General features: G+C 62.9%; 17 protein-coding genes and 1 riboswitch. Of the genes, 10 read left to right on the top strand and 7 right to left on the bottom strand.

Annotated features, from left to right (window positions below; all coding sequences use genetic code 11):
• Positions 1-22: 22 nt before the first annotated feature.
• The gene (rpoC, locus tag E1742_RS18195; protein WP_134386414.1) at positions 23-4,264 is read left to right on the top strand and encodes a DNA-directed RNA polymerase subunit beta'; all 4,242 of its coding nucleotides are present in this window, start codon (positions 23-25) and stop codon (positions 4,262-4,264) included.
• 310 nt (positions 4,265-4,574) lie between these two features.
• On the top strand, positions 4,575-5,156 hold the full coding sequence (locus E1742_RS18200; protein ID WP_134386416.1) for a hypothetical protein: 582 nt from the start codon (positions 4,575-4,577) through the stop codon (positions 5,154-5,156).
• 178 nt (positions 5,157-5,334) lie between these two features.
• On the opposite strand, the gene E1742_RS18205 is transcribed toward E1742_RS18200, so the two are convergent.
• A complete protein-coding gene (locus E1742_RS18205; protein WP_134386418.1) occupies positions 5,335-5,733 on the bottom strand; it encodes a GFA family protein in 399 nt (132 codons plus the stop codon).
• Positions 5,734-5,980: 247 nt separating this feature from the next.
• On the opposite strand from E1742_RS18205, the gene E1742_RS18210 reads away from it, so the two are divergent.
• Complete coding sequence (locus tag E1742_RS18210; RefSeq protein ID WP_134386420.1) at positions 5,981-6,595, top strand: helix-turn-helix domain-containing protein; 615 nt, start codon at positions 5,981-5,983, stop codon at positions 6,593-6,595.
• The gene (locus E1742_RS18215; protein ID WP_134386422.1) at positions 6,579-6,884 is read left to right on the top strand and encodes an Mpo1-like protein; all 306 of its coding nucleotides are present in this window, start codon (positions 6,579-6,581) and stop codon (positions 6,882-6,884) included. Before E1742_RS18210 ends, E1742_RS18215 begins: the two co-directional genes overlap by 17 nt.
• Here the strand turns inward: E1742_RS18215 and E1742_RS18220 are convergent.
• A complete protein-coding gene (locus E1742_RS18220; RefSeq protein WP_134386424.1) occupies positions 6,819-8,243 on the bottom strand; it encodes a sensor histidine kinase in 1,425 nt (474 codons plus the stop codon). The two genes, E1742_RS18215 and E1742_RS18220, sit on opposite strands and share 66 nt — an antisense overlap.
• 159 nt (positions 8,244-8,402) lie before the next feature.
• Here E1742_RS18220 and E1742_RS18225 point away from each other — a divergent pair, with 159 nt between their 5' ends.
• Together E1742_RS18225 and E1742_RS18230 are read left to right on the top strand one after the other, a co-directional pair.
• Positions 8,403-8,933: an acyl-CoA thioesterase gene (locus E1742_RS18225; protein ID WP_229466073.1), complete on the top strand. Its 531-nt coding sequence runs from the start codon at positions 8,403-8,405 to the stop codon at positions 8,931-8,933.
• 184 nt (positions 8,934-9,117) lie between these two features.
• Positions 9,118-9,495: a hypothetical protein gene (locus tag E1742_RS18230; RefSeq protein ID WP_134386426.1), complete on the top strand. Its 378-nt coding sequence runs from the start codon at positions 9,118-9,120 to the stop codon at positions 9,493-9,495.
• Positions 9,496-9,498: 3 nt separating this feature from the next.
• Here the strand turns inward: E1742_RS18230 and E1742_RS18235 are convergent, their stop codons facing one another.
• From E1742_RS18235 to E1742_RS18245, 3 genes are all read right to left on the bottom strand, one after another.
• Positions 9,499-11,322 carry a DUF885 domain-containing protein gene (locus E1742_RS18235; RefSeq protein ID WP_134386428.1) on the bottom strand — a complete coding sequence of 608 codons (1,824 nt, stop codon included), beginning with the start codon at positions 11,320-11,322 and terminating at the stop codon, positions 9,499-9,501.
• Positions 11,323-11,395: 73 nt separating this feature from the next.
• Positions 11,396-12,574, bottom strand: coding sequence for an HPP family protein (locus tag E1742_RS18240; protein ID WP_134386430.1), 1,179 nt, complete (start codon positions 12,572-12,574; stop codon positions 11,396-11,398).
• A gap of 37 nt (positions 12,575-12,611) precedes the next feature.
• Positions 12,612-13,100, bottom strand: coding sequence for an Lrp/AsnC family transcriptional regulator (locus tag E1742_RS18245; RefSeq protein WP_134386432.1), 489 nt, complete (start codon positions 13,098-13,100; stop codon positions 12,612-12,614).
• Positions 13,101-13,199: 99 nt separating this feature from the next.
• On the opposite strand from E1742_RS18245, the gene E1742_RS18250 reads away from it, so the two are divergent.
• Positions 13,200-15,155, top strand: a complete 1,956-nt coding sequence (locus tag E1742_RS18250) for an aminotransferase class V-fold PLP-dependent enzyme (protein ID WP_134386434.1) — start codon at positions 13,200-13,202, stop codon at positions 15,153-15,155.
• A 159-nt stretch (positions 15,156-15,314) separates the two neighbouring features.
• The gene (locus E1742_RS18255) at positions 15,315-15,686 is read left to right on the top strand and encodes a GFA family protein (RefSeq protein ID WP_134386436.1); all 372 of its coding nucleotides are present in this window, start codon (positions 15,315-15,317) and stop codon (positions 15,684-15,686) included.
• Here the strand turns inward: E1742_RS18255 and E1742_RS18260 are convergent, their stop codons facing one another.
• Entirely contained in the window at positions 15,687-16,262 is a 576-nt protein-coding gene (locus tag E1742_RS18260) for a TMEM165/GDT1 family protein (protein ID WP_134386438.1), read from the bottom strand.
• Between the two features lie 11 nt (positions 16,263-16,273).
• A riboswitch (yybP-ykoY riboswitch) is annotated at positions 16,274-16,478 on the bottom strand.
• Positions 16,479-16,595: 117 nt separating this feature from the next.
• On the opposite strand from E1742_RS18260, the gene E1742_RS18265 reads away from it, so the two are divergent.
• Both E1742_RS18265 and E1742_RS18270 read left to right on the top strand, forming a co-directional pair.
• Positions 16,596-18,449 carry a M1 family metallopeptidase gene (locus E1742_RS18265; RefSeq protein ID WP_134386440.1) on the top strand — a complete coding sequence of 618 codons (1,854 nt, stop codon included), beginning with the start codon at positions 16,596-16,598 and terminating at the stop codon, positions 18,447-18,449.
• 26 nt (positions 18,450-18,475) lie between these two features.
• Positions 18,476-20,092, top strand: coding sequence for a serine hydrolase (locus E1742_RS18270; RefSeq protein ID WP_134386442.1), 1,617 nt, complete (start codon positions 18,476-18,478; stop codon positions 20,090-20,092).
• 383 nt (positions 20,093-20,475) lie between these two features.
• Here the strand turns inward: E1742_RS18270 and E1742_RS18275 are convergent, their stop codons facing one another.
• A complete protein-coding gene (locus tag E1742_RS18275) occupies positions 20,476-21,285 on the bottom strand; it encodes a class I SAM-dependent methyltransferase (protein WP_134386444.1) in 810 nt (269 codons plus the stop codon).
• Positions 21,286-21,506: the final 221 nt, after the last annotated feature.

Here is a 21,506-nt window from a genome sequence, read left to right on the forward strand (position 1 = left end):
TCATCACTACCTGGAGTGATACATGAAAGCCCTGCTCGATCTATTCAAGCAAGTACAGACGAACGAGACCTTTGACGCGATCAAGATCGGTCTCGCCTCGCCTGAAAAAATCCGTTCGTGGTCCTACGGCGAAGTCAAGAAGCCGGAAACCATCAACTACCGTACCTTCAAGCCGGAGCGCGATGGCCTGTTCTGCGCCAAGATCTTTGGCCCGATCAAGGACTACGAATGCCTGTGCGGCAAGTACAAGCGCCTGAAGCACCGCGGTGTCATCTGCGAGAAGTGCGGCGTTGAAGTCACGCTGGCGAAAGTGCGCCGCGAACGCATGGGTCACATCGAGCTGGCCTCGCCGACCGCGCACATCTGGTTCCTGAAGTCGTTGCCGTCGCGTCTGGGCATGGTCCTGGACATGACGCTGCGGGACATCGAACGCGTCCTGTACTTCGAAGCATACGTCGTGACCGATCCGGGCATGACCCCGCTGAAGAAGTGCCAGATCATGTCGGAAGACGATTACGCCGCCAAGTACGAAGAGTACGGCGACGACTTCACCGCTTTCATGGGCGCCGAGGGCATCCGTGAACTGCTGCGCTCGATCGACATCCACCGCGATGCCGAAACGCTGCGCGTGGAACTGAAGGAATCGAAGTCCGAAGCGAAGATCAAGAAGTACGCCAAGCGCCTGAAAGTGCTGGAAGCGTTCCAGCGTTCGGGCATCAAGCCGGACTGGATGATCATGGAAGTGCTGCCGGTGCTGCCGCCGGAACTGCGCCCACTGGTCCCGCTGGACGGCGGCCGCTTTGCGACCTCCGACCTGAACGACCTGTATCGCCGCGTCATCAACCGTAACAACCGTCTGAAGCGCCTGATGGAGCTGCGTGCTCCAGAGATCATCACGCGTAACGAAAAGCGCATGCTGCAGGAAGCGGTCGACTCGCTGCTGGACAACGGCCGTCGCGGCAAAGCGATGACCGGCGCCAACAAGCGTCCGCTGAAGTCGCTGGCCGAGATGATCAAGGGTAAAGGCGGTCGTTTCCGTCAGAACTTGCTGGGTAAGCGCGTCGACTACTCGGGCCGTTCCGTCATCGTCGTGGGTCCACAGCTGAAACTGCACCAGTGCGGTCTGCCGAAACTGATGGCGCTGGAACTGTTCAAGCCGTTCATCTTCAACAAGCTCGAACTGATGGGCCTGGCGACGACGATCAAGGCGGCGAAGAAGCTGGTCGAGATCCAGGAACCGGTCGTCTGGGACATCCTGGAAGACGTGATCCGCGAACACCCGATCATGCTGAACCGTGCACCAACGCTGCACCGTCTGGGTATCCAGGCGTTCGAGCCGGTGCTGATCGAAGGTAAGGCGATCCAGCTGCACCCGCTGGTCTGCGCGGCGTTCAACGCCGACTTCGACGGTGACCAGATGGCTGTCCACGTCCCGCTGTCGATCGAAGCACAGATGGAAGCGCGTACGCTGATGCTGGCGTCGAACAACATCCTGTTCCCGTCGAACGGCGAACCGTCGATCGTGCCGTCCCAGGATATCGTGCTGGGTCTGTACTACGCGACGCGCGAGGCGATCAACGCCAAGGGCGAGGGCATGCTGTTCCCGGACGTGTCGGAAGTCATCCGCGCGTACGACAACAAGGAAGTCGAACTGGCCACGCGCATCACCGTGCGTATCGTCGAGAATCCACGCGATCCGGCGACGGGCGAGTTCGTCCGTACGCTGACCCGTTACGAGACGACGGTTGGCCGCGCCATCCTGTCGGAAATTCTGCCGAAGGGCCTGCCGTTCAGCGTGCTGAACCGCTCCCTGAAGAAGAAAGAGATCTCGAAGCTGATCAACACGTCGTTCCGCAAGTGCGGCCTGCGTGCCACCGTCGTGTTTGCCGACCAGCTGATGCAGTCGGGCTTCCGCCTGGCAACGCGCGCCGGTATCTCGATCTGCGTGGACGACATGCTGGTTCCGGACGTGAAGAAGTCCTTGATCGCAACGGCCGAATCGGAAGTGAAACAGATCGAGCAGCAGTACGCCTCGGGTCTGGTCACGGCCGGCGAGCGTTACAACAAGGTCGTCGACATCTGGGGCAAGACCTCGGACGAAGTCGGCAAGGCCATGATGGACCAGCTGAAAGTGGAAGACGTCGTCAAGCGCGACGGCACCACGACGACGCAGGAATCGTTCAACGCCATTTACATGATGGCCGACTCGGGCGCCCGTGGTTCGGCAGCGCAGATCCGCCAGCTGGCCGGTATGCGTGGTCTGATGGCAAAACCGGACGGCTCCATCATTGAAACGCCGATTACGGCGAACTTCCGTGAAGGCCTGAACGTTCTGCAGTACTTCATCTCGACCCACGGCGCTCGTAAAGGTCTGGCCGATACGGCACTGAAGACGGCGAACTCGGGTTACCTGACCCGTCGTCTGGTCGACGTGACGCAGGATCTGGTCGTGATCGAAGACGATTGCGGCACGTCCAACGGCACGCAGATGAAGGCAATGGTCGAGGGTGGTGAAGTCATCGAAGCCCTGCGCGACCGTATCCTGGGCCGCGTGGCAGGCACCGACATCGTCAATCCTGAAACCCAGGAAACGGTGTACGAAGCCGGCACGCTGCTGGACGAAGACATGGTCGAAGACATCGAACGCATGGGCATCGACGAAGTCAAGGTCCGCACGCCGCTGACCTGCGACACGCGTTTCGGCCTGTGCGCCAAGTGCTACGGCCGCGATCTGGGCCGCGGCAGCCTGGTCAACACTGGTGAAGCCGTCGGTGTCGTCGCTGCACAGTCAATCGGTGAACCTGGTACCCAGCTGACGATGCGTACGTTCCACATCGGTGGTGCGGCATCGCGTGCAGCGGTGGCCTCGTCGGTCGAAGCCAAGTCGAACGGTATCGTGCGCTTCACGGCCACGATGCGCTACGTCACGAACGGCAAGGGCGCGCAGATCGTCATTTCCCGTTCCGGCGAAGTGCTGATCACGGACGACCACGGCCGCGAACGCGAACGTCACAAAGTGCCTTACGGCGCCACGCTGATCGTCAAGGATGGCATGACGATCAAGGCCGGCACGCCGCTGGCAACGTGGGACCCGCTGACCCGTCCGATCATCACGGAATACGCCGGTACGGTGCGTTTCGAGAATGTGGAAGAAGGCGTCACGGTTGCACGTCAGGTCGACGAAGTCACCGGTCTGGCCACGCTGGTCGTGATCGATGCGAAGCGTCGCGGTTCGCTGACCAAGACGATGCGTCCGCAGGTCAAGCTGCTGAACGACGAAGGCCACGAAGTCAAGATCGCCGGCACGGAACACGCCGTGGCGATCGGCTTCCAGGTCGGCGCGCTGATCATGGTCAAAGACGGTCAGCAAGTGTCGGTCGGTGAAGTCCTGGCGCGTATCCCGACGGAATCGCAGAAGACCCGCGATATTACCGGTGGTCTGCCACGCGTTGCCGAGCTGTTCGAAGCACGTTCGCCGAAGGATGCGGGCATGCTGGCCGAAGTTACCGGTACGGTGGCCTTCGGTAAGGAAACGAAGGGCAAGCAGCGTCTGGAAATCACGGACATGGACGGCAACAAGCACGAGTTCCTGATTACAAAAGACAAACAGGTTCTGGTGCACGATGGCCAGGTCGTGAACAAGGGCGAGATGATCGTGGACGGCCCGGCCGATCCACAGGACATCCTGCGCCTGCTGGGTATCGAAGCGCTGGCACGTTACATCGTCGACGAAGTGCAGGACGTCTACCGTCTGCAGGGCGTGAAGATCAACGACAAGCACATCGAAGTGATCGTGCGCCAGATGCTGCGTCGCGTCCAGATCGTCAACGCCGGCGACACCGACTACATCGTCGGCGAGCAGGTGGAGCGTTCGGAGCTGTTGGAAGAGAACGACAAGGTCGTCGCCGCGGGCAAGCTGCCAGCGACGTACGAAAACGTGCTGCTGGGTATTACCAAGGCATCGCTGTCGACCGACTCGTTCATCTCGGCCGCATCGTTCCAGGAAACCACCCGCGTGCTGACGGAAGCGGCGATCATGGGCAAGCGCGACGGTCTGCGCGGCCTGAAGGAAAACGTCATCGTCGGCCGCCTGATCCCAGGCGGCACGGGCCTGGCCTTCCACCGCGCCCGTCGCGAGAAGGAAGTTTGGGAAGCCGAAGAACGCACGGCACTGCTGCAAGCCGAGCGCGCAGCGATGAGCGGTGGCGATGTCGAGGCAATCGAGACGTCGACCATGACGCAGGACGAGGGCGGCGAGGCGTAAGCTTCTCTTCTCTGGTTCAAATGAAAACGGCACCTTCGGGTGCCGTTTTTTTTCTGCCAGCAGTGCACTCGAGGCTGGGGCCGTCAGCACTGTCAGGCACGTCTCGCGTGATAAAACGTCAGTCGAGCGAGGGCTTGATAGCGCACCGTTGCGCTTGCGCGCCTGCTACGAAGCGTGCTCGAGATGCGGACTGCGATTTTGATCAGGCCACCAGAACACCAAATTGCTATCTGGTAAGATAGACCGTACAAACACGGTACGTTATGAAACCAGGTATCGGGTCGTCTGCAATCCAACAGGGAATAGAAAGATGGAACTATCTGCGGCTTTGCACAAATTTGTGAATGCATTCCAGCGATCGGAGATGTCTATCGGTAAGGTGGAATACACACCAGCGGCACCGGCGCCACAGTCGTCGATGCCGCTCGAGGGGGTTTTGGCAGACTATTACAAGTTTTTGTACGTCGATACGCATGCGCATGTTGGCGGGCTGTTTCACTTCTCTCTCTATGCTCCTGCCGACCTGTTGCGCTTGCAATACGGTTGGCACTGGATCAAAAATGAAAACGGCGAAACGATCGAGGATCCGCACTGGCCACGCCAATGGGTGGTGATCGCAGACCGGAATGGCGATGCCATCTTTGTCGATACTTCAACAGGGGCAGTGCACGGCAGCATTCAGAAACAGAATATGCTTCTTACAGATGATCTCAGCCAATTCTTCGATGTTATTGCCGAGGGAATGAGCATCGAGATGGATAAATACCATTTCGAGGCCGAGGATGATGACGCCAATATCACGCAAGAATTTTTGGATGACGTACATTCATTGTTGCAACCCAGGCTTGGCGCAGTAAAGTCGAAAAATTTTTATGAGTTCTTTTTTGGGTAAGACAGGACCGTCCGCCAGACATCGCTGGGCGCGGCTTCGCCGCTGAATGCGGCGCTGACTTTCAGGCTGATCCGGGTATGCGCATCACAGTTGAGATATCGCAACCGGATGCCGCTGAAGTGCGATCGATGTCAGGCCGCTGCAGGAAGGGTGGTGGCCGGGATCGTGCGCTCATGCCTCACAGGTGACCGGTAGCGGCAGGCTCATCCTCCCAGCGGTCATTCCGCCCGTCCACGTAACGGACCGGCGCCGTAGCCAGCTCCCCATCGCTGACGCCGTCCAGCGTGCCGACGTTGATGGCAACGAAGGCGCCTCGCACGGGCGAGTGGCCGAACACGAACGGCTGCACGCCGCAGTGGCGGCAGAAGCGGTGCTTTTCGACGTGACGGCCGAACGTGTATTCCTCCAGCGCGTCCTCGCCGGCAAGCAGCCGGAAATGTTCCGGCCTTACCATCGCGCCCCACCAGCGCTTCTTCAGGCACAGGGAACAGTTGCAGCGGACGGTGCCATCCGCCAGGTCGGCATCGGCTTCGTAGCGGACGACGCCACAGTGGCAACTGCCGCGATATGTTTTCATCTTGCTGTCCTTTCCGGCCAGGCACGGCCGATGGTTGCCAGTACAAATGCCAGGAACAGCAGTTGTGCGCCCAGCGACTGCCAGTCCGGTCCGGGGTGGCGCATTTCAAAATGCCCGCGCGGCCAAGGGACCCGCTGCGCACTTGCGTTTCATGGGTCATCCGAAAGAATCTTATCCGGTCATTGTAGCGCGGCAGTGCGCCGCTGGTTCGTGCCAGCTTTCAGCACACCCATGTTAGTATCCGGCCATGATTGCTTCCGCCCTGTTTACTCCCGCCCAGCAGAAATTACTGGGGCTGATGTTCGTGCGTGTGAATGAGGGATTCCACCTCAATGAAATCATGCGGCTGACGGGTCTGGGCAGCGCATCGGCCCAGCGGGAACTGAAGCGGCTGCACGAATCGGGGCTGATCGTGTCGGAGCGGATCGGCAATGTGCGGCAATTCAGGCCGAACAAGGAAAGCCTCGTGTACGAGGAGCTGGCCAGCATCGTCAAGAAGACGTTTGGCCTGGTCAGTGTTCTGAACTCCGCGCTGGCACCGATGCGCAAATCGCTCAATGTCGCATTCGTGTATGGCACGACGGCGAAAGAACAGGGGGCCTCGACGGATGCGATCGAGCTGCTGCTGATCGGCGAAAACACGACCTACGGGGAATTGCTCAGCAGACTGCCGGTCGCGGAACGCATCCTGCGTCGCAAGATCAACCCCAACCTGTATTCGGTCCCCGACTTCCGGCGGCGCCTGCGTGAGCGCCAGGGCTTTATCCTGGACGTGCTGAACGAGCGTAAGATATTCGTGCTGGGTGACGAGACGGATCTGGACGATATCGTAAAGGGTGCCGACGATGGAGAAGCGCTTTAGGACGTTCCGCGAGTTCTACCCGTATTATCTGGCGGAGCACGACAATCGCACCTGCCGGCGCCTGCATTTCATCGGCTCGACACTGGTATTGATCGTTCTGGCCACGACGCTGATCACGCGCCGCTGGGAACTGCTGTGGTTAGTGCCGCTGCTGGGCTATGGGTTTGCCTGGGTCGGCCATTATTTCTTCGAGCATAACCGGCCTGCCACGTTCACCTATCCGCTATTTAGCCTGATGGGGGACTGGGTAATGTTCCGCGACATGCTGATCGGCCGCCTGCGATGGTAGTTGCGTGGGGAACCCGATGGTAAAGCGGGTGAACGACCCCTTTTCCGATTCGCAGCCAATAGTACCGCCAAACGCCGTCACCACCTTGTGGCAGAACGCCAGCCCCATGCCCGTACCGCCGCCGGAATGACGCGTCGTATAAAACGGGTCGAATACGTGCGGCAGGACGTCGCCGGGGATGCCCAGGCCCGTGTCCGTCACCACCAGAAGATTCTGATTGGCACTTGCCTGGCACTCGATCAGCACGGTCCCGCGGCCGGCCGCCTTGATGGCCTGCAGCGCGTTCTTCAGCAGGTTGTACAGCACGTAGACGAGCAGCGTATCGGAACCGAAGAAACGGTAGTCGTCGCGCATCGTCACGCTGACCCGGTCCCGTTCGCGCTCCGAGAACGGATAGCAGGCCAATGCCTCGTCGACGCAGCGTTTGACCGAGTGAACGGCAAAGCCGTCCCGCTGCAGCGACCCGGCGCGGGCGGAAGCGAGCAGCATGTCGACAATGAAATTCGAGCGCGACACTTCCGCCTCGATGTGCTGCGCGATCTCCCCCAGATATTCCAGCTGTTGCGCATTCAGGCCAGGCGCCTGCGAGCGCTTGTAGCCGGCGATCAGCTCGGGCAGGCTGCGGGCGAGCACGCGCGACTGGCTGCGGATCGTCGCCAGCGGCGTGCGCACTTCATGCGCAATGCTGGCGGCCGTGGCGATGGGATCCGCCAGCAGGTTGTGCCGCACCATGGCCTGCGCGATCAGTCCCAGGCTGGCAACGATGAACATCACGCCGGGTGGATACAGCTCGATACCGTAGTTGCAGACATAGTCGACGACCGCCACGGAATAGATCAGCATGCTGACAAGGCAGTAGCGCAGCCGTGCCTTTTCCGTCGATAGCGCTACCTGCTGGCGGCGATACAACAGATACAGGCCGCGCGTGATGACGACAGCCGTCTGTACCAGGTGCAGCGGATGCAGCCAGCCGGCCCGGGGATAGTGACCGAAGAAGTACGTGTACATGCCGGCAATGAACCAGTCTGTCGTGGCGATCATGACCGCCAGCGCGCCGGCCAGCGCATAGCTGCCGTGCACGAAAGGCTTCTCGCTGCGATGCCCGGTGAGTTCCGTGATGAAGTGGTAAAGCGTGGTGGGGAGAAACAGGATAGGCAGGTAACCGATGCGGGCAATGCTCAGCGCGACACCCGGATCGCGCACCTGGAACAGGACGGCCCACGCAGCCTGCCAGCTGAACGTGGTCAGGCACACCACGAAAAAGATCATGCTGATGCGGTTCACACCGCGGGAGTTGAGCACGTAGGCGCCGTAGCCAAGGAAGAGCACTGACACCAGCGCCGGCAAAATTGAATACATTCGTTTTCCTCGCCAGGTAACAAATCTGTAGCAGGCAAGCGATCTTAACAACGGAATGTGGCAATGTCCCGGTCATCTTGGCCATAAACAACTCGGGGTTGCGTTAAATCAAAAGTGCGAAATGCATTTGGGCAAAAAGTAAAGGTGTTCGGCAACTGAATGTCGATCACCGCCGGACGCCAGAGCCTGCGGGCCACCAGAACCAGGGAGCATTACATGTTTATGCATGCCAACGTAGCGAACGATGTCAGCCATAATGCAAATGGAAGCGCCAATGCCGGCGCCGGCCCCGAACTGACCTTCCATCACCAGTTGTCGATCTACCTGAAAGATTCGAACGCTTACGGCAATACATACTTCGCTCGCTATTTCGAATGGCAAGGCATTTGTCGCGAAAAGTGGTTTTATGAATGCATCTCCCGCGATATGTTGCAGCAGGAAGGCGTATTCATCACAAAACATGCCCAACAGGACTATCTGGCCGAAACGTTTCCGTTCCAGGAAATCACCTGCGAAGTCAATGCCTACGATGTCAAACGCTGCTCGTTCTGGCTTGAGTTCCGCTTCTACGCAAACGGTTCGCCCGTCTCCGTCGGTCGCCAGCAGATCGTGTTTGCCAACCACGGCAAGCAGATCACGGCGTTGCCGGAACTGGTCATCAAGCGCATCAAACGTTATGAGCTCAAGTAAAGTATGAGCTCAAATAAGCTTATGAGCTCAAGTAAGATGTTGAGCTCATGTAAGCCATTGTTGTTCATGGGCAATGGTCCGGCTGTCACGGACGTTACACTGAAGGTTACTCCACTTCGGGGACGTCATGAAGCCGGACTGCTGCAAATTATGGAATCCGTGGGCCGCCGCAGGGTGGAGTCTGTTGTTTTCCCCCGTCTTCGGCGCATGGCTGCACGCTGCCAACTGGCAGGCGCTGGGCCGGCCCGACAAGGCCGCCGCCGCGCGGCGCTGGAGCTGGCTCGTTACCGGCACTGTGCTGCTGTCGGGGGTGATCGGCGCGCTGTTCGAGGTGTATGCGCGCCATCTCCCCGCGATCGCCGCGGTCATGGCGACGGCGGCGTGGTGCGGCCTGCCCGCGCGCGAACAGTGCCGCTATGTGCGCGACGCCGTCGGCAACGACTACCGCCGGCGCCGCTGGTGGCCCGTGCTGCTGGGCGGCGTCGCCGGCTGGATAGTGCTGGCCCTGCTGTCGCTGGGGGCGGCGACGTTGCTGGTCGGCGCGGGCGGTTTCTACATCTGACGCTCAGCCGGCTACTTTCTGCTGCGCGATCCAGTGGTCGATCTTCGCTTCGAGCAGGCTGAGCGGCAGGGTGCCGTCGCCCAGCACCTGTTCGTGGAAGGCAGGCAGGCTGAACTTGTCGCCCAGCGCCGCTTGGGCACGCTGACGCAGTTCCATGATCTTCAGTGCGCCGATCTTGTAGGCCAGCGCCTGGCCCGGCCACGCCATATAGCGTTCCGTCTCGCTTTTCGCGACAGCGTCATAGCCCAGCGTGTCCTTCATGTACTGGATGGTCTGCTCGCGCGTCCAGCCCTTGGCGTGCATGCCGGTATCGACCACGAGGCGGGTGGCGCGCAGCAGTTCGTCGTTCAGGTGGCCGAAATACTGCGCCGGATCCTCGAACAGGCCCATCTCGCGGCCCAGCGTTTCGGCATACAGCGCCCAGCCTTCGGTAAACGCGGTATTGCCGCCGAACTTGCGGAAGTTGGGCAGACCCAGCTCCTGCATCAGCGCGATGTGGAAGTGGTGGCCCGGCTTGCCTTCATGCAGGAACAGCGTGGTCATGCCTGTGTTGCCGTACTTGGTCGGGTCCGTCACTACGGACCAGAACACGCCGGGGCGCGAGCCGTCCGCCGCGGGCGCCGTGTAGTGGTCCGACGCGGTGTCGCGGCTCAGCTCGGGCTCCAGGCGCAGGTCCAGTTTGGCTTTCGGCAGCAAGGTGAACATCGACGGCAGCTTGGTGTCGAGCAAGTCGTTCAGACGGTGGTACTCGGCCTGCACCTGCTCTTCCGTCTTGAAGGGGAAGAAGCGCGGCTGCTGCGAGACCCAGACCGGCAGGCCGGCGGGCGGGCCGTCGTAGCCCAGCTTCGGGCCGAGGCGTGCAAACTCGCCCTGGATGCGCGCCACTTCCTTCAAGCCGATCGCATGGATCTGCTCCGGCGTCAGGTTGGTCGTCGTGGAATCGGCCACGCGCACCTGGTACCAGGCGGCGCCGTTCGGCACGTCGGCAATACCGGTCGTCGTGCGGCACGCCGGAACGTACTCTTTTTCCAGGAACGCGGACAGGCGGGCCAGCGCCGGCATCAGCTTGGTGCCGATGGTCTTGCGGTAGGCGGCCGTCAGTCGCGCCTTGTCGGCGGCGCTGAAACCGGCCGGCAGCTTGCTGATCGGCGTGTAATAAATGCTCTGTTCCGGGGTGGCGCTGACGAGCTTCTGGAACTGCGGCAGCGCCGACACCATGATTGCCTTCGGCTGCGTCACGCCCGTGCGCATGCCGTCCTTCATATTGACGATCGCCTGGTCGATCCATGCCGGCAGCTGGGTCAGGCGGTTCAGGTAGGCGTCGTACTGCTTGACGGTGCCCAGCGGTTGCGAGGCTTCGCCGCCGGCAAAGTTGGCCAGCGTGATCGGCAGGCTGTCCATCTGGCTGATCGGCAGCAGGTGGTCCGGATACGGTTCGTACGACAGCAGCGTTTTCAGCTCGAACGCCAGCACGTCGTAATTGATCTGGTCGCTGCGCACGAGGGCGCGACGGTCGATGGCGGCGAGCCGTTTCTGGAACTGGCGGTGGCGGGCGAACTGTTTGGCGCGCTCGGCCGGCGCGATGGCCATGCCGATCTGGTCGTCGAAACGGCTGTCGCCGTTTTGCGAGGCCCCCACCGGATCGAAGCGGGCGATGGCGTCGTAATACTCGTCCGCAAGCTTCAGGAACTGTTTGCTGGCGGCGGCCGAGACCGTTGCCGAGACCTTGCCTGCGGGCGCCGCGGGCGCGGCCTGGACACTGCCGAACGCCAGCAGCAGCGCGGCGGCGCCAGCGCACAGGGTGGCGGGGATAACACGGTGGTTCATGCGGGATTCCGTTTCGAAGTGAAGGGTGGAAAGAATCGCCGACAGCATAAGCGATCCGGTCCCGCGTTGACAATCAGGCCGCCGCGGCCGCCTCCGCCAGGCGGTGTTCGTACAGCGCGGCCACCACGTCTGACTGCGTCACGAAGCCGACAAAGCGCTCCTCGTCGTCGACAACGGGAATATGGTGCAGCCCCTGGTCGGCCATCAGCGGAACCAGGTCGACAATGGGCGTATCGATGCGGGCCACGCGCGGGCGCGGCGTCATGATCTGGCCGACCACTTCCGCCTTTTCCGAATGCGACATGCCGCTGGGACGCAGGAACGCCAGCAGCCGTTCGCGCATCGAGCGGTAATCGTCCAGCCCGCTATGGCGCAGGAAGTCGCCCTGCGTGACGATGCCAATCACGCGACGGGCAGGGTTCAGCACTGGCACTGCCGCGATGCGGTGACCGCGCATCGCCAGCCACGCGGCGCGCAGGCTGGTGCCGAACTCGGCAGTGACAACGTCCCTCGACATGATGTCGCCACAACTGATGACCCCGAAGCGGCGCTGGTAGGCGCGCAATTCCGTCTGCAGGAACAGCGCTTCCAGATCGTCGCGGCTGATGTCGAGCACCTGGCCATAGCGCTTCAGCACGGCATCCAGGTCCTCCGGCCGGAAGCCCAGGCGCACGGTCGGTACCGCGTCCTTCGTCGCATGCGGATTCGGGTGGGCCAGCACCTGGCTATGCGGATAGCGGCGGCCCGTCAGATTGTTGTAGATGATCGCGGCCGCTACCAGCAGCAGCGAATCGATCAGGATCGGCCCGAACACAAAGGAGAAACCGGCGGCATGGACGGCCGGGCCGCCGATCACGGTGGTCAGTGCCGCGGCACCGCCGGGCGGGTGCAGGCAGCGCAGGCTGAACATTGCGCCGATGGCGAGTGCCGCCGCCACCGCGGCCAGCACCGGCATAGGCAGCGCATGTCCCAGCCAGCGCACGCAGGCGGCGCCAACGAGCGCCGCCACGACATTGCCGCCGACCACGGACCACGGTTGCGCCAGCGGGCTGGCGGGCAGGCAGAACAGCAGTACGGAAGAAGCGCCCATCGGTGCGACCAGCCAGATGGCGTCGGTCCCCAGCAGCAAATGCGCGGTGACGCCGGTGACGAGAAGTCCCAGCAGTGCGCCACCGCAAGCGCGCAGTCGTTCGGTTGCGCTTGCCGTTCCTGCCGCCGGGATAAATGCGGTAAAGAAAGATTTCGGAAGCATCCTCCCATTATCCCACGGCGAGATTGTTACTGCAGAGCTAGCCAGCGGTGCTGCCGTGCGCGACCAGATCCAGCGGCAGGGCAGTCGTGTACTTGATCTGTTCCATCGAAAAGGCGGACGACACCCCGGTCAGGTTGGCCGTGCGGATGAGTTTCTTGTAGAAACGGTCATAGCCCGCGATATCGGTCGTCACCACTTTCAGCAGGTAATCGACGTCGCCGCTCATGCGGTGAAATTCCTGCACTTCCGGCAGCGCGATCACGGCCGCGGCAAAGCGTTCGAGCCATTTTTCGTCGTGCTGGCTGGTGCGCACGCTGACGAACACGGTGACCGGCAAGCCCGTCTTATGGCGGTTGACGATCGCCACGCGGCTGTCCAGGTAACCTTCGTCCTCCAGCCGCTTCAGCCGTTTCCAGCAGGGTGTGCTGGTCAGGCCGATACGTTCGGCCAGCTCGGCCACGGACAGGGTGCCGTCCACCTGCAGTGCGCCCAGGATGGCGTAATCGAACTTGTCGAGATGGTTCATGCTTCCCTTTGGCAGATATTGAAATGCCTATGCTGCTGCGGCCGTGAAATTCGGTCATTTTAGGACAACATTATCGCGCTTAACAATTAAGCTGTCCGGATGACGACTGAACTCTACCTGGATGGCAACGCCACCACCGCCGTCCTGCCGGCAGCGCTGCGTGCCGCCGTGCTGGCCATGGAGGATTGTTATGGCAATCCCAGCAGCAGCCACGCGACGGGCTTGAGGGCGAAGGCGCTGATGGATGCCGTGCGCGCCCGCGCGCGCCGCGTACTGGACGCAGGCGACGGTCGCCTGATGTTCAACAGCGGCGCCACCGAAGGCATCCAGACAGCCGTATTGTCCGCATTGTGCGCGATCCGCGCACGGCGCGACGCGGGCGAAGCGACGGGCACGCTGCTTGTCTACGGCGCCACCGAACACAAGGCCGTGCCGGAAAGCCTGGCGCACTGGAACCGCCTGCTGGGCCTGAACCTGGCATTGCACAAGCTGCCCGTCGATGGCGACGGCCGCCACGACCTGGCGGCATTGCGCGCGCTGGCGCCGCAGGCAGCTTTCGTCTGCACGATGGCGGCCAACAACGAAACGGGCGTCGTCTCCGATCTGGATGGCATTGCCAACGTGTTGTCGGCCAGCCCCGCGCTGTGGATGGTCGACTGCGTGCAGGCACTGGGCAAGCTGCCGTTGCGCCTCGCCCGGACCCGCATCGATTACGCGCCGTTTTCCGGCCACAAGCTGTATGCGCCCAAGGGCATCGGCATGCTGTACGTGCGCGCCGGTGCGCCGTTCACGCCGCTGATGATGGGCGGCGGCCAGGAGGGCGCACAGCGCTCGGGCACGGAGAACATGGCCGGCATCGCCGCGCTGGGCGCCGTGCTGGCGGCATTGGAGGATGGCAGCACGTTTCGCACGCATGCCGGGCTGACGGCCATGCGCGACCAGGTGGTACAAAGCCTGCGCGCTGCGCTGCCCGGCATCGTCTTCAATGCGCCGCTGGCCCAGGCGCTGCCGACCACCATCAATTTCTCCGTCCCTGGACTTTCCAGCAAGGAGCTGCTGGACGTGTTCGACGCGGCCGGCATCCGCGTCTCGGCGGGCAGCGCCTGTTCCGCCGCCAAGGCCGCACCCAGCTATGTCCTCGATGCCATGGGCCTCCCGGCCTGGCGCAGCAGCAGTGCCGTGCGGCTGTCGTTCGGGCCCGCCGTCGATGCCGCCACGATCCACGCCGCCTGCGCGCGTATCGCCCGCTGTGGCGAAGCGTTGCGCCGGTCCGGCATGGCGGCGGAGCCCGCGCAGGGCGTGTCCCGCCTGGACGGTCCGATGCAATTGACGGTCGCCGGTGCCAATACGTGGCTCGTCTGCGACGCGGCCAGCCGCACGTGCGTCGCGATCGATCCGCAGGCGGCGCTGGAAGCACGCGTCGATACGCTGTTGCACAGCCATGGCTTTCGGCTGCTGGCGCGATTGTCCACGCGCGGTGGCACCTTCAGCGAGCAGTTGATGCTGGGCGAGCGGCGCCTGCGGAAGCTGGCCGTCACCGGCGATCTGACGTGCTGGGTGCTGGACGATGCGCAAGGGGTGCCGGCCCATGCCTTCATCGGCATGCTGGCACCGTCCATGCTGGCGGCGCTGCTGCCGTCGGATATATTGCTGTGCCCCGGTATCGAAGAGCAAAGTGCGTGCTGTACCAGTCTGCGCGTTGCGCTGGCTGGCCAGGACGCATCCGCAATGGCAGGCATGCATCTGGATGGGCCGGCGCTGGCGGCACTGCTGCGCGAACATCCGGATGCACAAGTCGTGGACGTGCGCGAAGCGTGCGAACACGCCGCCTGCGCCGCCGGCATGGCGGCGATCAATGTGCCGCTGAGCCGTCTGGCTGCCTGGCTGCCCGAGTGGCTCGCGCGTCCCGAAGCGTCGCGCGCGCCGTTGATCTTCTTCTGCCGCAGCGGCAACCGCAGCACCCGCGCGGCCGAGTGCCTGCGCCGCCACGGTTATCGCCATGCGTATCACCTGGCCGGCGGCGTCGCCCTGGCCACGCTGCCGCTGGCGGCCTGATTCCTCGTAGCGTGTTTTGCCTTTACGGCGGCCCTTCGGGGCCGTCTTTTTTCTTTTGACGTCAAAAACCCGGGACAGTCCCCTGTTTGCAAGAAATTTCCTCGAAACCGGGGAGTGTCCCGGGTTTTTTGCGATACTGCCGGCAGAAGGAGGACCATCATGAAGACACTGCACGGATCATGCCTGTGCGGCGGCGTGGTGTATCGCGCCGCCGGGCCCGTCCACCACAGCAGCCATTGCTACTGCACGATGTGCCGGAAGCAGCACGGCGCAGCCGCAGGTACCTATGCCAACGTCGACCGCGCCGGTTACGTTATCGAGCAGGGCGCGGCGCTGGTGACGGAGTATGCGTCGTCCGAGCATGGCCGGCGCGGCTTCTGCAAGGTCTGCGGCTCCACGCTGTTCTGGCGCAGCACGGACTCCCCCGAGCGCATTGCCGTCACCCTTGGCACACTGGAGCCGGAGTACGACGGCCCTGTCGAACGGGAGCTGCACACGGACACCAAGCCCCGCTGGCTCCCGGTCAGGTGATCACAGGCCGATGGCCTGGCCCACGCCCATCAAGGTGGCAATGCCCAGCACGACGAAGATGGCGGCCGCGATGCCGTGCACCAGCTTCAGGTTGACGGCAGTGGCGGCGCGCTTGCCGATGTACACGGCGGGCACGTTCGCCAGCATCATGCCCAGCGTGGTACCGATGACGACGGCGACGATCTCGTGGAAGCGGGCGGCCAGCGCCACGGTGGCAATCTGCGTCTTGTCGCCCATTTCGGCAATGAAGAAGGTGATGACGGTGGCGGCAAAGACGCCGTAACGGCTGCTGTGCGGCTCGTTCTCGTCGATCTCGTCGGGCACCATGATCCAGGCGGCCATCGCCAGGAAACCGATGCCGAGCACCCAGCGCAGCATGTCGGGTCCCATCAGGTTCGTGATCCAGCTGCCCACGGCGGCCGCGCAGAAGTGATTGACGACGGTGGCGACAAAAATGCCGAAGACGATAGGCAGCGGGCGCCGGAATTGCGTGGCGAGGACGAAAGCGAGGAGCTGGGTTTTGTCGCCGATTTCGGCGAGGGCGACGACGCCCGTTGAGACGAGGAAGGCTTCCATATGGGTGGCAAGGGCCGGACGTTAACCAAGGACCCATGGGCAGCCCCGGCCCAGTAGCGGCCGCCCGTGAGTCATTGGTCTCGCCAGGCCGCATTGCGGCCATCTGCACCACGGTCGCCGCTCGTTGCAATTGCGTCGACCGATCATGTTGACGCAGATTCTTCCGCCGGGCGGAAGGAGGCTACTCCCCAAGAACGCCCGCATCATATCAGATGGTGCAGCAGAAGGCCCGGAGTGCATCCCGGCCACAAAGAACTCTGCCTCTTCTATGCTATTCTCACCGCGCCCGCGCCGCCACCCGGCCCGAGCTTTCGTCATTTGGAAAGAGACTTCATGCGAACATCCTTCACACTGCGCGCAGCGACGCCCGTCATCACGCTGGCGCTGCTGGGCCCCGTCTCCGCGTTTGCCCAGGATCCCCTGAGCTACGCCCGCTACAACGAGGTGCGCACCACGGCGCTGCACCTGGACCTGAAGGCCGACTTCGGCCGCAAGACGCTGGCCGGCTATGCCGAACTGACGCTGAACTGGCTGGACAAGAACAGCCGCACGCTGGTGCTGGACACGCGCCAGCTCAGCATCGCGCGCGTGCAGGTGCAGACCCCTGCCGGCGGCTGGGCGCCCGCGTCGTACATGCTGGACAAGGCGGACGCAAGGAAGGGCCAGGCGCTGCGCATCTCGCTACAGAACCAGCCGAACAAGGTACGCATCTACTATCACACGGCGCCGACGGCCAACGCGCTGCAGTGGATGACGCCCGCGCAGACGCTGTCAGGCAAGCGTCCGTTCATGTTCAGCCAGTCGCAACCCATCGACGCGCGCTCGTGGGTGCCGGTACAGGACACGCCGGCCGTGCGCTTCACGTACACCGCCCGCGTGGCAGCGCCGACCGGGCTGCGTGTCGTCATGAGCGCGGAAAACAATCCTCAGGCAACGGGCAAGGGCGGCTGGACCTTCCGCATGCCGCAGCCGATTCCGTCGTACCTGCTGGCGATCGCCATCGGCGAGCTGGAAGTACGCAACCTGGGCCCGCGTACGGCCGTCTACGCCGAACCGGCCCGCATCGAGGCCGCCGCGTTCGAGCTGGCCGATACGGAGAAGATGATTGCTGCCGCCGAGTCGCTGTATGGCTCGTATCGGTGGGGCCGTTACGACATGCTGGTGCTGCCGCCGTCGTTCCCCATCGGCGGCATGGAAAACCCGCGCATGACGTTCCTGACGCCGACGATGATCGCCGGCGACCGCAGCCTGAACGACCTGATCGCCCATGAACTGGCGCACTCGTGGTCCGGCAATCTCGTCACGAACGCGTCGTGGAAGCACTGGTGGCTGAACGAAGGCTTCACCACCTACGTGACCACCCGCGTCATCGAAACGCTGTACGGCAGCGAAGTGGCGGACATGAACCTGCAGGTGGAGCAGGAAGAAGCGCTGGCGTCGCTGAAAGAGATCCCCGTGGCGAAACAGGCGCTGCTCACGCGCGACCCGGACGTCAATCCGGACACGTACACGGACGAAGGCCTGGCCTATCCAAAGGGCGCCTGGTTCCTGCGCACGCTGGAGCAGCGCGCCGGCCGCGAAGTGTTCGACCCGTTCCTGCGCGGCTGGTTCGACCAGCACGCGTTCCAGTCCGTCACGACCGACCAGTTCCTCGCGTACCTGCGGGCCAACCTGCTGGACAAGCATCCGGAAGTGATGACGCAGGCCGAGCTCGATGAGTGGCTGTACGGCGCCGGCATTCCCGCCAGCGCCAGGCGGGTGGTGTCGCAGCGCTTTGCCGCTGTCGATGCCCAGCGCGGCGCATGGCTGAAGGGCGAGCAGGCCACTGCCGACCTGACCGCGCGCGGCTGGACGGCCACCGAGTGGATGCACTTCCTGAACGACATCGACAACAAGGCCAACGCGGCGCAGCTGCGTGAGCTGGACCAGACGTTCGCTTTGCGCACCAGCAAGAACAACGAGATCGCCTACCGCTTCTACCTCGCTGCCGTGCATGCCGGTTATGACGTGCGCGAACCGCTGAATGCATTCCTGATGAGCGTGGGCCGGCAGAAGTTCGTCGTGCCGCTGTACACGGCGCTGCTGAAGAATCCGGCGCAGGCGCAATGGGCCCGGGCCGTGTTCGCCAAGGCCCGCCCGCGCTACCACCCGGAGACGCAGGCGTCGGTTGCAAAGCTGATCAAATAAGCCGCTGAAGAAATAACGGAGTTTCGATGTTCCTGAAAAAACCTTTCGTGGCGTCGCTGCTGCTGGCGGCGCTCGGCGCCGGCGTGTCGCACGTTCCCGTGCTGGCCGCGGCCGACACCATCACGGCCAGCATTACCACGGCGGCGCCGTTCGACCTCGCACGCGACGTCAACACGGTACTGAAAACCTTCGACGTGCCGGGCATCGCCATTGCCATCGTCAAGGACGGCAAGGTCGTGGCCGCGCAAGGCTTCGGCGTGCGCAGGCTGGGCGACCCGGCGCCCGTGACGGGCAATACGCTGTTCGAGATTGCGTCCAATTCGAAGGCGTTCACGGCGGCGGCGCTGGCGCAGCTGGTCGACGAGGGCAAGCTGAAATGGGACGATCCGGTGACGCAGCACCTGCCGGACTTCCAGATGTACGACCCGTACGTGACACGCGAGATGACGGTGCGTGACCTGCTGGTCCACCGCAGCGGGCTGGGACTGGGCGCCGGCGACCTGCTGTGGTGGCCGACCACGACATTCAGCACGGACGAAATCATCCACCGCCTGCGTTACGTGAAGCCGGCGACGAGCTTTCGCGCCAGCTATGCGTACGACAACCTGCTGTACATCGTGGCAGGCCGCATCGTGGCGCAGAAGACGGGCAAGCCGTGGGGCGACGCGATCCGCGCGAGGATCCTGGCGCCGCTGGGCATGGACGGCACCACGACCAGCGTGGCGGCGATGCTGGGCTCAAGCGATTACGCGGCGCCGCACAGCCGCATCAATGACCGCATCGCCGTCGTCAAGCCGATGCCGGTCGAGAATGCGGTTGGCGCCGTCGGCATCAACACGAGCGCGGCGGACTTCGCCAAATGGATGAACGCGCTGCTGGCCGGCGGCAAGTTTGAAGACGACAAACGCCTGTTCAGTGCCGCGCAGGCGCGCGAGATGTGGACGCCGCAAACGCCCGTGAAGATCAGCGAGCCAAAACCGGCGCTGGCCGCCACGCGCGCCAACTTCAATTCATATGGCCTGGGCTTCTACGTGCGTGACTACCGCGGGTACAAGATGGTGATGCACGGTGGTGCCTTGCAAGGGTTCTATTCGCGCGTGGCGATGCTGCCGGACCAGAAGCTGGGTGTGGCGATCTTTACCAACGCGGAGAACAGCGGCTCGATGGCGGCGCTGCAGTGGCGCATCCTCGACCATTACCTGGGCGTGGAGCCGACCGACTGGATCGGCATCATCGCCGCGCAGGAGCAGCAGAGCCACCGCGACGAACTGGCGCGCCAGGGCAAGCTTGTTGCCGCGCGCGCCGCCGCGTCGAAGCCTTCGCTGCCGCGTGCCAGCTATGACGGCGAATACAGCGATCCGTGGTACGGCAATGCCGTCATCCGGCACGAAGGTAAAAAACAGATCTTCACGTTCACCCGCACGCCGGACCTGACGGGCGAGATGGAGCACTTCCAGCACGACACGTTCATCGTGCGCTGGAAGGAGCGCAACTTCAACGCCGATGCCTACGTGACGTTCGCGCTCAACCCGGACGGCTCGATCGAACGCATGAAGATGACGGCGATCTCCAGCGAGACGGATTTCAGCTATGACTTCCACGATCTGTCGTTCACGCCAGTGAAGGCCAAGGCGGCGCCGTAACACCGATGATCGCCGGTCCACAAAAGTCGGTGGGACCGGCACCTGTCGTTCGACGAAGCTGGAAGCGCACCTGTCAAACCTTTCAGTTTTGTACCAAATTCGGCAAAAACACATGTAACAGTGCGTTTCAGTGAACCTCTTTCATGTGCAAATGCAGCATAATCTCGCTCTTGTCATAATATGAAAGTTGTTTCCGCATGAATGAGCTGTTTGTATCGATTGTCCTGGTGTGCGGCTCCATGGTCGCGGGCTTCGTCGCTTTTTGCAGCTTCATGAGCCGGATTCAGCGTCGCTGACAGCGGGCATCCACGAAAAAAGAGCCGCCGGAACGTTGTTCCCGCGGCTCTTTCCATTTGTACGGATGTCTGGCGCTCTTGAATGCCTTACTGCTTCACGAACTTCAGCGTCATGCGGTCGCTCTCGCCGATCGCGGCATACCTGGCCCGGTCCTCATCCTTGTTGGCATACGTCGGCGGCAAGGCCCACACACCGCCCTTGTGATCGGCCGTGTCCTTCGGATTGGCATTGATCTCCGATTTCGCCGCCAGCTTGAAGCCGGCGCCTTCCACCAGCTTGATCACGTACGCCTCGTGCATATAGCCCGATGACGCTTTCGCTTCCTGCGGCTTCGATGCGGGCAGGCGGTGCTCCACCACGCCGAACACGCCGCCCGGCTTCAATGCCGCGTGCACGCTGGCCAGCAGCGCCTTGAGCTTGTCGTCGCCGCCTTCCGTCCAGTTGTGCAGGTTGCGGAACGTGAGCACCATGTCCGCGCTGCCGGCCGGCGCGTAATTGAACACGCCGTTGCCCGGCTCGAACGCGCCCAGCTGCACCTTGCCGTATACCGTCGGGTTCGCATCCAGGCGTGCCTTGAAGCGCTCGCCCGCCTTGGCCGTGTTCGGCGACTTCGATGTCGGCGTGGCGCCGGCCGCGATCAGCTTGCCCTGGTCGCGCAGGTAAGGTGCCAGAATCTCCGTGTACCAGCCGCCGCCAGGCGCCAGTTCCACCACCGTCATGTTCGGCTTGATGCCGAAGAAGGTCAGCGTCTCGTATGGGTGGCGATAGGCGTCGCGCTTCACATTGTCCGGCGTGCGCGAGCTGGCGCCGATCGCGGCCTTGAGGGCGGAATCGTCGGCCAGGGCCGGGGCGCTGCTGGCCGCTGCAAGCAGGGCTGCGGCGAAGAATCGTTTCATGCGGGTCTCCTGTAAGTGATGGGCGGGGCGGGCGCTTCGTGGGCGCGCCAGCGCGTTGATCATCAGTCAAGACGACGGCACGGTCAAGTGTCCGCATCGGACGCCCGCGGACGCCCGTGGACACTGTCCGGACAGACCCTGTAGGCACGCGTACAACACTTTCAAAATGGCATGATATTTGCGTATGCGACACATTGGTTTGCTGGTAATGTTTTGGGCTC

Origin of the sequence: Pseudoduganella plicata, assembly GCF_004421005.1 — a bacterium.
In the GTDB taxonomy this organism is placed as follows: domain Bacteria; phylum Pseudomonadota; class Gammaproteobacteria; order Burkholderiales; family Burkholderiaceae_D; genus Rugamonas; species Rugamonas plicata.